This window comes from Saccharopolyspora antiqui (assembly GCF_052246905.1).
Classification (GTDB): domain Bacteria; phylum Actinomycetota; class Actinomycetes; order Mycobacteriales; family Pseudonocardiaceae; genus Saccharopolyspora.
This window is the reverse complement of the sequence record NZ_JBQQBO010000012.1, coordinates 198,170-212,712: the sequence shown is the minus strand read 5'-3', so window position 1 is coordinate 212,712 and position 14,543 is coordinate 198,170. Positions and strand designations below refer to the sequence as shown.

Annotated in this window: 14 protein-coding genes; 7 read left to right on the top strand and 7 right to left on the bottom strand. The window is 69.0% G+C overall.

What is annotated here, in order from left to right:
• Positions 1-13: 13 nt before the first annotated feature.
• From ACTWQN_RS20510 to ACTWQN_RS20500, 3 genes are read right to left on the bottom strand one after another with little or no spacing between them, the layout of a single operon-like run.
• Complete coding sequence (locus ACTWQN_RS20510; RefSeq protein WP_443205122.1) at positions 14-910, bottom strand: metal ABC transporter permease; 897 nt, start codon at positions 908-910, stop codon at positions 14-16.
• A gap of 34 nt (positions 911-944) precedes the next feature.
• Entirely contained in the window at positions 945-1,676 is a 732-nt protein-coding gene (locus ACTWQN_RS20505; RefSeq protein WP_443205121.1) for a metal ABC transporter ATP-binding protein, read from the bottom strand.
• A complete protein-coding gene (locus ACTWQN_RS20500) occupies positions 1,673-2,569 on the bottom strand; it encodes a metal ABC transporter substrate-binding protein (RefSeq protein WP_443205120.1) in 897 nt (298 codons plus the stop codon). The genes ACTWQN_RS20505 and ACTWQN_RS20500 overlap by 4 nt, the downstream gene beginning before the upstream one ends.
• Positions 2,570-2,672: 103 nt before the next feature.
• Between ACTWQN_RS20500 and rlmN the strand changes: the two genes are divergently transcribed.
• Together rlmN and ACTWQN_RS20490 are read left to right on the top strand one after the other, a co-directional pair.
• Positions 2,673-3,785 carry a dual-specificity RNA methyltransferase RlmN gene (gene rlmN / locus ACTWQN_RS20495; RefSeq protein WP_443205119.1) on the top strand — a complete coding sequence of 371 codons (1,113 nt, stop codon included), beginning with the start codon at positions 2,673-2,675 and terminating at the stop codon, positions 3,783-3,785.
• A 248-nt stretch (positions 3,786-4,033) separates the two neighbouring features.
• Positions 4,034-4,948: a CE1 family esterase gene (locus ACTWQN_RS20490; protein WP_443205118.1), complete on the top strand. Its 915-nt coding sequence runs from the start codon at positions 4,034-4,036 to the stop codon at positions 4,946-4,948.
• Between the two features lie 407 nt (positions 4,949-5,355).
• Here ACTWQN_RS20490 and ACTWQN_RS20485 read toward each other — a convergent pair whose 3' ends face one another.
• Positions 5,356-6,498 carry a serine hydrolase domain-containing protein gene (locus tag ACTWQN_RS20485; protein ID WP_443205117.1) on the bottom strand — a complete coding sequence of 381 codons (1,143 nt, stop codon included), beginning with the start codon at positions 6,496-6,498 and terminating at the stop codon, positions 5,356-5,358.
• 142 nt (positions 6,499-6,640) lie between these two features.
• Between ACTWQN_RS20485 and ACTWQN_RS20480 the strand changes: the two genes are divergently transcribed.
• On the top strand, positions 6,641-6,913 hold the full coding sequence (locus ACTWQN_RS20480) for an AfsR/SARP family transcriptional regulator (protein WP_443205116.1): 273 nt from the start codon (positions 6,641-6,643) through the stop codon (positions 6,911-6,913).
• 67 nt (positions 6,914-6,980) lie between these two features.
• The gene (locus ACTWQN_RS20475; RefSeq protein ID WP_443205115.1) at positions 6,981-8,402 is read left to right on the top strand and encodes a hypothetical protein; all 1,422 of its coding nucleotides are present in this window, start codon (positions 6,981-6,983) and stop codon (positions 8,400-8,402) included.
• 26 nt (positions 8,403-8,428) lie between these two features.
• On the opposite strand, the gene ACTWQN_RS20470 is transcribed toward ACTWQN_RS20475, so the two are convergent.
• Both ACTWQN_RS20470 and ACTWQN_RS20465 read right to left on the bottom strand, forming a co-directional pair.
• A complete protein-coding gene (locus tag ACTWQN_RS20470; RefSeq protein ID WP_443205114.1) occupies positions 8,429-9,328 on the bottom strand; it encodes an NAD(P)-dependent oxidoreductase in 900 nt (299 codons plus the stop codon).
• Positions 9,329-9,583: 255 nt separating this feature from the next.
• A complete protein-coding gene (locus ACTWQN_RS20465) occupies positions 9,584-10,348 on the bottom strand; it encodes an SDR family oxidoreductase (protein ID WP_443205113.1) in 765 nt (254 codons plus the stop codon).
• A gap of 123 nt (positions 10,349-10,471) precedes the next feature.
• Here ACTWQN_RS20465 and ACTWQN_RS20460 point away from each other — a divergent pair, with 123 nt between their 5' ends.
• Entirely contained in the window at positions 10,472-11,044 is a 573-nt protein-coding gene (locus ACTWQN_RS20460) for a TetR/AcrR family transcriptional regulator (RefSeq protein WP_443205112.1), read from the top strand.
• Positions 11,045-11,058: 14 nt separating this feature from the next.
• On the opposite strand, the gene ACTWQN_RS20455 is transcribed toward ACTWQN_RS20460, so the two are convergent.
• Positions 11,059-11,187, bottom strand: a complete 129-nt coding sequence (locus ACTWQN_RS20455) for a hypothetical protein (protein ID WP_443205111.1) — start codon at positions 11,185-11,187, stop codon at positions 11,059-11,061.
• Positions 11,188-11,387: 200 nt separating this feature from the next.
• Here ACTWQN_RS20455 and ACTWQN_RS20450 point away from each other — a divergent pair, with 200 nt between their 5' ends.
• Both ACTWQN_RS20450 and ACTWQN_RS20445 read left to right on the top strand, forming a co-directional pair.
• A complete protein-coding gene (locus ACTWQN_RS20450) occupies positions 11,388-12,848 on the top strand; it encodes a PucR family transcriptional regulator (RefSeq protein WP_443205110.1) in 1,461 nt (486 codons plus the stop codon).
• Positions 12,849-12,861: 13 nt separating this feature from the next.
• On the top strand, positions 12,862-14,274 hold the full coding sequence (locus ACTWQN_RS20445; RefSeq protein ID WP_443205109.1) for a PucR family transcriptional regulator: 1,413 nt from the start codon (positions 12,862-12,864) through the stop codon (positions 14,272-14,274).
• Positions 14,275-14,543 lie beyond the last annotated feature (269 nt).

Below are 14,543 nucleotides of genomic sequence, written 5' to 3'. Positions count from 1 at the left end.
ACTCGTCATACTTTCACGATACGGGCGGCGACGAGCCGACGGGCGAGCGGCCGTTGATCACCGCGCGGCGGCGCAGCGCACCCGGGATGAGCCCCTGACCTGGCGCACCGAGGTAGACGAGCGCGAACACCGCGGTCTGGCAGACCACGATCATGCCGCCGGTCGAAGTGTCGGCGTGGAAGCTCAAGTAGGTGCCCAGGACGCTGCTGAGCACCGACAGCGCGGCAGCCACCGCGAGCATCCGCGGGAACCGCCGGGTCAGCAGGAAAGCCGTCGCACCGGGCGTGATGAGCATGGCGGTGACCAGGATGACGCCGACGGCCTGCAGCGCCACGACGACCGTCAGCGCCAGCATCGTCAGCAGCAGCGCGCTGATCCGGCGCGGGCTGAGGCCGATCGCGTGCGCGTGCGTGGGGTCGAACGCGTAGAGCGTCAGGTCCCGGCGTTTGAGCAACGCCACGCCCAGCACGATCGCCGCGATCACCAGCACCTGCAGGATGTCGTGGTCGGTGACGCCCAGGACGTTGCCGAACAGGATGTGGTTGAGATCCACCTGGCTCGGGATGCGCGAGACCAGCACCAGGCCGAGCGCGAACAGCCCGGTGAACACCACGCCGATCGCGGTGTCGCCCTTGAGCCGGGTGGTGCTGCGCACCGCGGCGATCAGGCCGACCGCGAGGCTGCCGAACAGGAACGCCCCGATGGAGAACGGCACGGCCAGCACATAAGCCAGCACGACACCGGGCAGCACGGCGTGCGAGACCGCATCGCCGAGCAGCGACCAGCCGATCAGCGTCACCCAGCAGGACAGCACCGCGCAGACCAGCCCGGCCACCAGGCTGACCAGCAGCGCCCGTTGCATGAAGCCGAACTGCAGCGGTTCGACGAGCCACTGGACGATGTCGTTCACCAGTTCTCCTCCGTGCCTGTCGTCGGTGGACTCATCACGGCTCCCCGGCGGTTTCGACGCCGAAGGTGCGGGCCAGGGACTCGGGTGCCAGGACTTCGCCGAGCGGGCCGTGCGCGATCACCCGCTGCTGGAGCAGCACCGCTTCGTCGCACAGCGCCGGGACGCTGGCCAGGTCGTGGGTGGAGATCACCACCGTGCGGCCTTCGGCGCGCAGCGCCCGCAGCAGGTCGCTGATCGTCGCCTCGGACTTCTTGTCCACCCCGGCGAACGGCTCATCGAGGAACAACAGTTGTGCCTGCTGCGCGATGGCCCGAGCGACGAAGGCGCGTTTGCGCTGGCCGCCGGAGAGCGCACCGATCGGATTTCCGGCCAGCTCCGCGAGCCCGACCCGCTCCAGCGCCGCGCGCACCGCGATCTTGTCCGCTTGCCTGGCGCGCCGGGTGAAGCCGAGGTGGCCGTAGCGGCCCATCATGACCACGTCCGCGACGGTGACCGGGAACGTCCAGTCGACCGCTTCGGACTGCGGGACGTAGCACAGCAGGCCGTCCCGGCGGGCCTGCCGCTGGTCGTGGCCGAGCAGCCGGATGTGCCCGGCGTCGGGGCGGACCAGCCCCATCAGCGCCTTGAACAGCGTCGACTTGCCGGAGCCGTTCATCCCGAGCAGTCCGCAGATCCGGGCGGTGCCGATGTCCACCGACACGTCGTCGAGGGCCAGCGTCTCGCCGTAGCGGACGGTGATGCCGTGAGCGCTGATCGCCGGGGTCACCGGGCACCTCCGCGCAGTCCGTCGACGATCGCCTCCGCGTCGTGGCGCAGCAGGTCGAGGTAGGTCGGCACCGGGCCATCCGGTCCGGAAAGCGAGTCGACGTAGAGCTTTTCGCCGAGCCGCGCACCGGTTTCCCGGGCCACCTGCTGCTGCGGTTCGTCGTTGACGGTGGATTCGCAGAACACGGTCGGCACCGCGTTGTCCCGGACGAACCGGGTGGTGGCCTTGATCTGCTGCGGCGTGCCCTCCGCATCGCTGTTGACCGGCCACAGGTAGGCCTCCCGCAGGCCCGCGTCGCGGGCCAGGTAGGAGAAGGCGCCCTCGCAGGTGACCAGCGCGCGGTGCTGCTCGGGCAGTGCCGCGAGCTCGTCGCGCAGGTACTGGTCGATCTCGGTCAGGCGATGCAGGTAGCGCTCGGCGTTGGCGTGGAAGGTCGCGGTGTTGGCCGGGTCGAGCCGGATGAAGGTGTCGCGGATGTTGTTGACGTAGGTCATCGCGGTGCGCGGCGACATCCACGCGTGCGGATTGGCCTTGCCCTGGTATTCGCCGCTGCGGATCGGGATCGGTTCGACGCCCTCGGTCAGCGTCACGTGCTCGGCCTCGCTGCGCTGCACGAACTTGTCGAACCAGCGTTCCAGGCCGAGTCCGTTGTCCAGCACCAAGTCGGCCTTGGCGGCCCTGAGCATGTCGCTGGGGGTGGGTTCGTACTCGTGGATCTCGGTGCCCGGCTTGGTGATCGACTCCACCACGATCTTGTCCCCGGCGATGTTGCGGGCCATGTCGGCGATCACGGTGAAGGTGGTGACGACGCGCTTGCGCCCGTCATCCGGCTCGCTGAACCCGGTGCCGCACGCGGTGCTGAGCACCAGGAACGCCACCACACCGAGAGACATGTTTCGGCAGATTGCGGAGTCGGATTTCGCCATCCCGAAAACTGTACCTGACCTTACGGTGGCCACCAAGGTCGTTTCGGGGCGTGGGACACTGGTCGGCGCTATGTCTGCGACTTCCCTTCCGCTCGTCTTCGACGCCCCGCGCCGTGGCATGCCGCCGCGGCATCTCGCCGACCTCTCCGCCGACGAACGGCGCGCCGCGGTGACCGAGCTGGGGGAGAAGCCGTTTCGCGCCAAGCAGCTCGCGAACCACTACTTCGGTCGGCTCAACGCCGATGTGGCGTCGATGACCGACATCCCGGCGGCCAGTCGCGCGAAGCTCGCCGAGGGCCTGCTGCCGCCGCTGCTCAGCCCGGTTCGGCACCTCGACACCGACAGCGGCACGACCCGCAAGACGCTCTGGCGCGCGCACGACGGCACGCTGCTGGAGAGCGTGCTGATGCGCTACCCGGACCGCGCCACGGTCTGCATTTCCAGCCAAGCCGGGTGCGGGATGGCCTGCCCGTTCTGCGCCACCGGGCAGGGCGGGCTGCAGCGCAACCTGTCGACCGCCGAGATCGTCGACCAGGTGCGGTCGGCGGCGGCGATGATGCGCGACGGGGAGATCCCCGGCGGGACCGGTCGGCTGTCCAACGTCGTGTTCATGGGCATGGGCGAGCCGCTGGCCAACTACCGGCGGGTGATCAACGCGGTGCACCGGATCTGCGATCCGGCCCCGGACGGGCTTGGCCTTTCGCAGCGGTCGGTCACCGTGTCGACGGTCGGGCTGGTGCCCGCGATCAAGAAGATGACCGCGGAGAACCTGCACGTCACGTTGGCGGTGTCGCTGCACACCCCGGACGACGAACTGCGCGACACGCTGGTGCCGGTGAACAACCGCTGGAAGGTAGCCGAGGTGCTGGAAGCGGCCCGCGGCTACGCCGACCACACCGGGCGACGGGTGTCGATCGAGTACGCGCTGATCCGCGACATCAACGACCAGCCGTGGCGCGCGGATCTGCTCGGCAAGCTGCTGCACCGCCACCTCGGCCAGTTCGCGCACGTCAACCTGATCCCGCTGAACCCCACGCCGGGCAGCAAGTGGGACGCCAGCCCGAAGCCCGTGCAGCGCGAGTTCGTCCGCCGGGTCAACGAATCGGGCGTGCCCTGCACGGTCCGCGACACCCGGGGCCAGGAAATCGCCGCGGCCTGCGGCCAACTCGCCGCCGAAGGCTGATTTTTTCGAGGTGAGGGGCACCTGTGACCCAGTTACTTGGTCACGGGTGCCCCTCACTCTTCACCCATCGGGATTGCGCGGCGCCATCCGTGAACGCAATGAACAAAACGGTGACCGGTGGCCCCGGCTGGCCCATGATCGTTGCACCCGAGAAGTGATCGAGCTGGGAGGCAACGGTGCCTTACCGTGCAATTCGTGGGTTCGCCCACCGCACTACCCGACCGGTCCGGAAAAGACGGTTCGCGGCAGTGCTCGCTGCGGTCGGCGCCGCCACGGCGCTGGGCGCAGTGCCAGCGCAGGCTCAACCGGCTCAGGTGATCGACCATCCGATCCCCTCCGCCGGTTGCTCGCGGTCCGCACCGGTAGCGCCGGGCACGTCGGAAACGCGCACGATCGTCTCCGGCGGGGCGACCCGCAGCTACCTGGTGCACGTGCCGCAGGACTACCGCTGGGTCAAGCCGACTTCGCTGGTGCTGTCCTTCCACGGGCACGGACGGACGTCGGAGTACCAGGACGAGCTGTCCGGGTTCTCCGCCACCGACGCCATTGCCGTGTACCCGCTGGGACTCGTCGGCACGGACGGCGAAACGGCCTGGCAGGGCGCGCCGTACTCGGCGTCGGCCGACGACGTGCTGTTCACCAGCGACCTGCTCAACGAGTTGCAGCGGGACTTCTGCGTCGACCCCACGCGGATCTACGCGGCCGGGAAGTCCAACGGCGGCGGTTTCACCGGGGTGCTGGCTTGCCAGCTCAGCGGCCGGATCGCCGCGTTCGCACCGGTGTCCGGTGCCTTCTACCCCGAGGGCGGTGCGTGCGAGCCGCGGCGGTCGGCTCCGATCCTGAACTTCCACGGGACAGCGGACACCACGATCCCCTACGACGGAAATCCGGAGAAGGGCTTGCCGCCGCTTCCGGACTGGATGTCGGGCTGGGCGGACCGCAACGGCTGCGCCGACCGCCCGGTGGTCCGCGACGAGGACAACGGTGTGCAGGTCAGCCGATGGCTCGGGTGCGACCGGGGCGGCGACGTGGTGCATTACCGGATCGACGGGCTCGGGCACGACTGGCCGAGCACCCAGCCGAATCCGGACTCGGATCAACCGGCGGTCCTCGACGCGACGCCGATCATCATGAAGTTCTTCGCCCAGCACCGTCTTCGCTGAGCGGAGGACCGGATCGAAGTCGTCCCCCCGAAGTGACTTCGATCCGAGCGCGGGTCGGTACGCGCCGGTTAACCCCCGGACGGCGCGTACCGACCGAGCGCTTCTCGGCCGATTTCCGGGCAGTGGCGGCGTTCGCGGCCACTAGCGGAGAAGTTGGACGGGAACCCGCACGTTGATGTCCCGCCACGCCTTGTCGGCGGTCATGACCGGCACGTCAAGCCGCAGCGCCAGTGCGAGGCACGCCTGATCTCCCAGTGCGAGGCACGCCTCATCTCCGAGCGATAATCCGCGCGGCCACAATTCCCCAGCGCACAGCGCGTCATCCGCCGTTAGCTGTACTGGGCCACCAGGAGGGCGGCCACCGGACGGTGCCTGTCTTTCGTGGGCACCGCTCGGTGGCCGCACGCTTACACACCGATGGTGAAGCCGAACTCCGCTTCCATAAGCCTGAAGGCGACGTCCCACGACTTCCACTCGGTGTTGGCGTGCATGGCGAAGGCGTGCTTGCCGTCGAGGGTGCCCGCCGCGAAGAAAAAGTGTCCCCAGAAGCTACCGCCCAAGCCGCGCAGCGTCCGGCCGCCCATGGCCTCCTTGTCGAACTCGATAATGCCGAGGCCGTATCGGGCGTGCGGCATCCAGTAATCAGGGGTGGATACCGTGGTCCACATCTCGCGGTGCTGGGCCGACGGCAGCAGATTGCCGCTCGCCATCGCATTGACGAACCGGATCATGTCGCCGGTGGTGGAGACGACGTTACCGGCTGACCAACTCCACGAGGTGTTGAACTCGGTGACATCGAGCGGCGCGAGTCCGGGCTCCTCGATCATCGATTCCCAGTTCTCCGCGGTGACCGCCGCCACGTCGGTGCCGTCCTTGTAGAACAGGTTGGAGTATGCGCGCGGGTGCGGATCGGGGTATCCGGCGTCCTGGGAGGGGCGCACAAAGGTGTTGGTCAGGCCGAGTGGCCTGATGACCCTGCGTTCGACCTCCTCGGCATAGCTGTTGCCGGTGACCTTCTCGATGATCGCCCCGGCGATGTAGAAGCCGCCGTTGGAGTACTCGAAGCGTTCGCCGGGCTCCGCGACCGGCGGCTGGGAGACCGCCAGTTTGAGCAGGTCTTCCGTGGTGACCTCGTCGCCGCGATGCTTGACGAACTCGGCGCGGGTGGCATACCGCTGGGCCAGCTCCGGCGCCAAGCCGGTGGAGAACAGACCACTGGTGTTGCTGAGCAGATGCCTGATGGTGATCTTGTTGCCGTCATAGCCGTTGACGTCCAGCACACCCGGTAGCCACTTGTTCACCGTGTCGTCGAGGCTCAGCTTGCCCTCGGCCTCCAGGGCCAGGATCGCAGCGGCGGTGAATGTCTTGCCGCTGCTGCCGGTGTGCACGTACTCCCCCGGCCGGCGGCGGCCACCGGTTTTGACGTCGGCCACGCCGGCGGTGCCGAACCAGGTCCGATCCCCGTCCCTGGCCTCGACGACGATGCCGGGGATGCCGACCTCGGCCACCGCCCAGTCGAGCACCTGCTGCATTTTCTCCTGCGCTGCCATTGCCTTGCCTTTCGGACGTTTTTCCGTACGCCCGCCACGTTGTCCGGCGGCGCTGACAGGCGTCTTAGATCGCTCTTACGGCCGCCCCCAGTTCGGTTATCAGGACGCTGATCGGTAATTCCTGCCACGTAGCCTTATGACCATGCGGATTGAGGTGCTGGGACCGGTCCGGGCCTATGCCGACAACGGCGCGCCCATCGACATCGGCGGCACCAGGGTTCGCGCGCTCCTGGCCAGACTGGCACTGGCCGGGGGCGAAGTGGTGTCGGTCGATTCGCTTCTCGGCGGCCTGTGGGAGGGACACTCGCCCGGTGACAACGTCAACGCGTTGCATGCACTGGTACATCGACTGCGCAGAGCCCTGGGCGGGCCGGGCTCGTGGAGACGACGGCCAGCGGGTACCGCTTGCGAATAAGCCCCGAGCACATCGACGCTCGGGCGAGGTCATCTATCTGCTGAATTCTCTGGTCGACAAGTCCATTGTGGAACGCGCTGGCGACGGGTACCGGATGCTGGAAACCATCCGAACCCACACGGCGGACAAACTCCGGCTCGCGGGGGAAGACAAAACCGTTCTGCACAGGCTCATCCGGCACTTCGCCGACCTGGCCGAGGAACACGAGCCGCTGCTGCGCTCGGACAAGCAGATCGAGTCGGTGCGGCTGTTCGAGGCCGAGTACGACAACCTGATGTTCGCCCTGCAAACGACCATCGACGGCGGCGACGCCGAGGCGGCGGCCCGGATCCTCGGTCCGCTGTACTGGTACTGGGTCATGCTCCGCTACGACGGTCGAGGCGATGCCTACGTGGCCAGGGTCCTGGAGTTCGGCGATGCGCTGCCCGCGGCTGCCCGGGCCGCGTTCACCGCGATCCACCTGGCGGGCGAAGGCGACGGGCCGATCACCGACCCCGAGCGGCTGCGTGCGCTCATCGACGACTGCGCGCGCACGGGCGCGCTGCGGCGTTATCCGATGCTGCTGCTGATAGTGCTGACGATGGCGGCGATGCTCGGGCTCGATGAGCTGGTCGATCGCGAGATCGCCCGGGTACGAAGCGGCAAGGACCGCTGGGCGATCGCCTGCACCTTTGTCGTCGAAGCCCTGCGGGGTGGCGAGCGGGGCGACCTGGCGGGCGCCGCGACCGCGATGGCAGCGGCGTTGCACGCGTTCGAGGAGGCAGGCGACCGATCGTGGACGGCCAAGACGCTGTACAGCATGGCACGTATCCACGCCATCGGCGGTGAGCACGACGAGGCGATCGGCGCCTACGCGCGCAGCATCGCGATCGCCACCGAACTCGGCTCGCAGGACGCGGTCTCAATCCGGCTCGGGCTCGCCACCGAGCGCATGCGCGGCGGCGACCTGAACAGCGCACGGCACGACATCGAAACCGCCGAACGAGCGGCCTGGGAGCGCGGTCAGCCCATGCTGGAGATCGAGGTCCTGGGCAGCCTGGCCGAGCTGCACCGCCGCTCCGGCGACATCGAACGCTCCGATCAAGAACTCGACCGGATGGAGACGCTCGCCCGCGAGTTGCCGCTCCCGCCCGAGACACCACAGAACCTGATGGTCCCCGCCAGGATGGCCAACCTCCTCACCGAAGGGGACGCCGCACGCGCACGCGAGCTGCTGCCCCGCACCATCCAAGCAGCGCAGGCGCACATGGACGTCCCATCGGCCGCCCAGCTCCTGTCCCTGGAGGGCGACCCGGCCGGCGCGGCCACCGCGCTCGGGGTGAGCCAGGCCATCCGTGGCACCTTCGACGACGGCGACGTCGAACTACGCTCGCTCGTGGCGGCTCTCGTGGACCGGCTCGGCCATTCCGAATACCACCGGGTCTACCACCGAGGTGCCGTCATGACACCGCAAGAGGCCACCGACCAGCTGACGAAGCTGCGCCTATAAGGCCCTGACGAGGCGAGTCCGGCCGGTCACGGTCGGGCCGTGGTCGGCTTGCGGAACTGCTCGATCATGGCCGCGTAGCTGTCGCCGCCGCGGCCGTCGGCCACCGCCCGGTCGGTCAGTGTCTTGACGAACTTGGGTAGTTCCACATTGATACCGAGGGACTCGCTTTCCTGGATGAGGTGCTTCATTCCCGCCAGGTGGGTGTTGATGGTGGAATCGACGGCCGGGTATTTGCCGGCGTCGATTTGCTCCGCATAGGCGGAAATCCATTCGATCATGGACCCGATTCCCTGCTTCATGAATTGGGCGAGCGTTGCGGCGTCCACCTGTGCCGTCCCGAGCAGGGCGGTGCCGTGCAGGAATCCATTCAGGACGCTCCACATGACGCTCAGCATCGCCAGGTCGTACAGCGAGGACAATCCATGATCGACGCCTAGGTAGGTGGTGCCCGCGCCGAGGCTCTGCAGGGTTGACTCGTGCGTGTCGAAGGCCGGCCGCGGCCCGCTGTAGAGGAGAACGGCGTCGGCGGTGCCGATCCCCTGGGGAAAGGCCAAGATCACGCCGTCGAGATAGGTGGCGCCCTGCAGTGTCGCCCAATCGGCGGTCTCGCGGGCCTGCTTCGAGGTGCCCGAGGTCAGGTTCACCAGGACCCGTCCCGCGAGTACGTCCCCCAGCGGGTCGAGGAGTTCGCGCGCAGCCTGGTAATCGGCTACGCAGATGACCACCAGCGGGCTCGCCGCGGCGGCGGCGCGGGCCGAGGCCGCCAGGATCGCGCCGCGGGCGACGAGCTGTTCGGCCTTGGCTGCCGACCGGTTCCACACGGTTGTGGGGTGTCCGTCTGCCAGGAACGCTCTGGCCAGCGCTTGGCCCATCCGTCCCAGGCCGATGACCGTCACCGGAGCGTGGCCGGCGTCGGAGTAGGGCATTGGTTGCTCCCGTTCAGTTCGCTCTGCGGTTCATGACCGAAGGGCTCGGTCATGGGTATTCCTCGGCGTGCTTGGCCGCGTCGTCGATCTCGCCGATGAACAACCGGCAGTACCTGTCCGATGCCAAGAAACGCTGCCACTCGACTACCGGCATCGGCCGCCTGCGGCGACGAGAATTCGACACTCGGCGCGGGAAACCGGCGCCGTCTGGCGGTGACCGCCATCGAGTCGCGTGTCCTTGTCGACTACGTGTGGTCAGGGGCGTGGTCCGAGGAACAGGCCGCCGCTTGCGTCGATGACTTGACCGGTGATCCAGCGCGCCTCGTCGGAGGCGAGGAATGCGACTACGTCGGCGACGTCGTCGGGGCCACCCAGCCGACCGAGCGCCGTTCCCTTGGCGATGAATTCGGCCTGGCCCGGCGCATCGAACGACGATCCGTTGGTCGCCGTCTGAGTGGCGCCGGGAGCGACCGCGTTCACCGTGATTCCCCGGCCCCCGAGCTCGTTGGCCAGGGTCATGCTCATCGTCTCGACCGCGCCCTTCGTCATAGCGAAGGACGTCTGGTGAGGGAGGGCGCTCCGGGCCGCCACGGACGAGATCGTGATGATTCGGCCACCGTCGCGGAGCAATGGCAATGCTCGCTGGATGATGAAGTACGGCGCTCGCACGTTCACCGCGAAGAGGTGGTCGAATTCCGTCCGTGTCGTGACTCCGATCGGGCCGGCGGGCACCGCCGCCGCGTTGTTGACGAGGATGTCGAGTGGCCGCCCGGCCAGGCCGGCCTCGACTCCCGCGAAGAGCGTCTCGACGTCGTCATCCACGCCCAGCTCCGCCCCGACGGCGAGCGCGGTTCCGCCGGTTCGTTCGATCTCGTCGACCGTCGCCGTCGCACCGTCCTTGTCCCTGCCGTAATGCACGATGACCACTGCGCCCTTCGCCGCCATCCGGGCCGCGATCTCCTGCCCGATGCCGCGCGATGCTCCGGTTACGAGAGCCGTCCTGCCGGTCAGATCGTTCATGCTCATCCATCCCATCCTGTTAGTTACTACCAATCTGGTAGACACTATCACGATGGTATCGTCTACCACATGCCCGACCGGCACTCAACATTGCGAGCACAACGGCGAGCCGAGACCCAGCGCATGATTCAAGCGCACGCGGTACGGCTGTTCACCGAGCGCGGATACGACGCCACGACCGTGACCGACGTCGCCGAAGCCGCGGGCGTGTCACCCATGACCCTGTACCGGCACTTCCCCACCAAGGAAGACCTCGTACTCATCGACCAGGACCAACGACTCGCCGCCGAACGGATCGCCGCCTCGTCCGCCGCACAACCCCTGGTCCGCCGCATCGGCAACGCGCTCATCGACTCCGCCACGACACTGACCGGTGACCGCCACGGAGGCGATCTGACGGCGAACGAGCAGTTCCTGCTGGCCCGCCTCCAGCTCATGACCTCGACACCAGCCCTGCGGGCCAAACACCTGGACAACCACTACGTCCTTCAGCAGACGATCGTCGACGCCCTCGGCGGCGATGCCACCGATCCCGATACGGCCTTCCGCGTCCAAGCTGCGGCCAGCGCCTGCCTGGCCGCCCTGCACACCGCATTGGTGCGCTGGGCCGAGGACGACGGACGGACCGAACTGCCCGACCTGATCGCGAAGGCACTCGCCGCCGCCTTCGGCGACGACATCGTCTCAATCTCTTAGCGGTACCAACGCCGTCAGTCCCCGTCCACCTGCAGCCACAGCGTCTCGTCCCGGCCGACCTCGCCACGCGCCCACCCTGACGGTCGTCGGCCGTCCGGCAGCACCAGGTGCTCCCGTCCCTGCTCGACCAGGCCCGACCACATGGCGTCGTGTCCGGATATCTGGCGGGCTGCCCGCGGACTGGTGGCTCAGCCGGGGCGCTCGTGGATGGCCCCTTCGAGGACGGTCAGGCCCTCGTCCAGGACCGGGTGCTCGATGACCAGCGGCGGCTGTCCGTGTTCGAACACTGGACGATCTGGTTAACTCGCAAGTCGGGTTTCGACACAGTGTCAGGAGGTGCTCGGTGCCGTTGACGTTGCGCGACTTGGTCGCGGACGCCGCGCTGGGGCTCCTCGTGCGGGCCGGTGCGCAGGCGCTCGACCAGCCCGTCTCCTGGGTGCACACCAGTGAACTGGCGGATCCGACGCCGTTCCTGGAAGGCGGCGAACTGCTGCTGACCACCGGCCTGACCCTGCGTGCCGAGGACTGCGCGGGACTCGTCGAACGGCTCACCGCGGTCGGGGCCGCCGGGCTCGGATTCGGTGTCGGGTTGAGCCACCGGCGGATTCCGCCCGAGCTCGTCGAGGCCGCCGAACGGGCCGCGCTGCCGCTGCTCGAAGTGCCTCGACCGACCCCGTTCATCGCCATCAGCAAGGCGGTTTCGCGCGCCCTCGCCGCCGACGAGTACGCGAGCCTGCGCCGAACCAGCCGGGCTCAGCACGAACTCGCGCAGGCGGCGGGCACCACGAACGGGGTGGCCGCCTTGGTGCGCAAGCTCGCACGGCTGCTGGACGTCTGGGTGCTGCTGCTCGACGCGGGCGGTCGGCTGCTGCACAGCGCACCCGCCGCCGCCAGTGCCCGGCTGGGGCAATTCGAGTCCCAAGTGGACAAGATGCGGGCGAAGCGGGGCCTTGCCGCGGCCGGATTCTCGCTCGGTGACCAGGAAGTGAGCATCCAGGCGCTGGGCGGCCGGGCCCGCGGATTCCTGGTCGTCGGTCGCAGCGGGCCGTTCGCCACCACCGACCACCACGTGATCAACTCGGCGGCCTCGCTGCTCACCCTGGCCCTGGAGCAGGTCGAGGCGCTCGGCGCCGCCCGGCGACGGCTGCGGTCGGGGTTCCTGGAGCTGATGCTGCGCGGCGCCCCGGTGCAGGACGCGCTCGGCGACCTGCACGCCGAGCTGCCGCCCGAGCCGTTCCGGGTGGTGGTGCTGGCCGGTGCTCGCGACCGCGACGAGCTGCTGTCCCGGCTCGCGGCGGATACCCCGAGCGCCCCCGTTTACCTGGCCGAACACGGCGACGTCGTGGTGGGTCTCGTCGGCGACGGCGGGCTGGGCTGGCTCACCGGCCATTCCGGCCTGGCCATCGGGGTGTCCGAACCGGGCGGGCTGGCCGGGCTCGCCGAAGGCCTGCGGCAGGCGGAGCAGGCGGCGCGCGCGGCAAAGCGCGGCGACACCGTTGTGCACTTCCGCGACCTCGCCGGGTACGGGCTGCTGAACCTGGTTCCCGGCGATGATGCGCGGGCGTTCGCCGAGGCCGTTCTCGCGCCGCTGCGCGGAAAGGACGCGCTAGTCGAGTCGTTGCAGACCTGGTTGGCGCACCACGGGCAGTGGGATCCGGCGGCGAGCCGGTTGGGCGTGCACCGGCACACCTTGCGGAACCGGGTGCGCAAGGTGGAAGAGCTGCTCGGACGCAGCCTCGACCAGCCCGGCGTGCGAGCGGAACTGTGGCTGGCGTTGCAGGCCCTCGATCGGCCCGGCGAGTGACGGAGGTGGCGCGGTGCTCGTCGAAGATCTGCTGAACCGGCCGGAACTCGCGCTGCAGGTGCGGGTGCGAGGTCGGGTGGACCGGCCGATCCGCTGGGTGCACACCATCGAGATCCAGGCGCCCGGCCGATTCCTGCGCGGCGGCGAGATCGTGCTCACCGCCGGGGTGTGGCGCACCGCGGGGATCAGCGCGGCGGCGTTCATCGACGATCTGGTCGCCGCCGATGTGGCAGCGGTCGGATTCGGCTTGGTACCACCGGAAACGCGGGTTCCGGAGGAGTTCGTGGACGCGGCGCGCCAGCACGGCCTGACCTGCTTCGTGGTGCCGGTCGAGGTGGCGTTCCTGCAGATCGTGGAGGCCTTCGTCAACACCAAGCGGGCGGAGTGGGAGCGCCCGCTGCGTCGGCACCTCGCGCAGCACGACGCGATCGTCGCGGCGCTGCGGGTGAATCGCGGCGTCGAAACCGTGTTGGACACGCTGGCCAAGCAGCTCGGCGAGCCCGTGGCGGTGCGCGTCGCCGGTGGCCCGGTGGCGGGTGTCGCGCCGCGGCCGAACCATCCGCTTCCGCTGGTGGGCGAAGGACTGGCCGAAGCGGAACTGCTGCTGCCCCGCCCGCTGGCGGAACTCGACGTGGAGCAGCACGCGGCCGTGGTGCAGGCGATGCCGTTCATCGCATTGGAGATCGAGCGCACCCGGGCGGTGCGGGCGACGGAACTGCGCTACGCGTGGGAACTCTTCGAATGGGTCCACAGTGGAGTCCTCGGCATCGAGACGGTGCGCACCAGGCTGCACTCGCTGGGCCTGCCGCCGGACGGGCCGCTAGCCGCCGTCGTGCTGCGCACGTCCAGCCCCGGCGCGGACTCCGTGCGGTTGGGCGACCTGCTGGGCACCGACGGTGTCGTGGCGCAGCACGGCAGCGAGGTCGTCGCGTTCGCGCGGGTGCGGGACACGACCGTGGACCTCGCGCGGCGGATCCACGACGCGCTGTCCAGCGCGGTGGTGCACATCGGCGTCGGGCAGCCGGGCACGGCCGCCGAGCTGCGCGTGAGCCTGCTGCAGGCGAGGCACGCCGCCGAGGCGGTGTCGTCGCGGTCGGCGAGCGGTTGGATGACGCACGAGCAGCTGAGCAGCCCGGCCCTGTTGCTTTCCGCGCAGGATCCGGAATTGCTGGCGGCCACGTCGCGGGCCCTGCTGGGACCGGTGCTCGACCACGACGAACGGCGCGGTAGCGACCTGCTGCCGTCCCTGGCGGTGTTCCTCGACGCGGGTGGCCGCTGGCAGGAGGCCGCGCAGCGCCTCCACGTGCACATCAACACCCTGCGGCACCGGATGAGCCGCGTCGAGGACCTCACCGGCCGCAGCCTGTCCAGCACCCCGGACCGCGTCGACCTCTACCTCGCCCTCCGCGCCCTCCGCCAACCCTGATCGCTGCCGCGAAGCGGAACTCGCAGTGCCTCGAACTACTTCGGTGTGCGGCTGCGGGCAGCGGCGATTTCGCGCGAAATCGGCGCTCCCCGCAGCGTTCGGGGCCCAGCGGGCCGCTTCGAGGACAGGGTCCTGGGGAAGACCTGACAGCCGCCGGGTGATCGTCCTGCGGCGTTGTGCGATCGTCCAACGGCGGTGGGGGACTTCGGAGGATCGGTGACTACCTCCGGCTGGTGACCGTGACCACTCTTTGTCGGTGCCGCGGAACT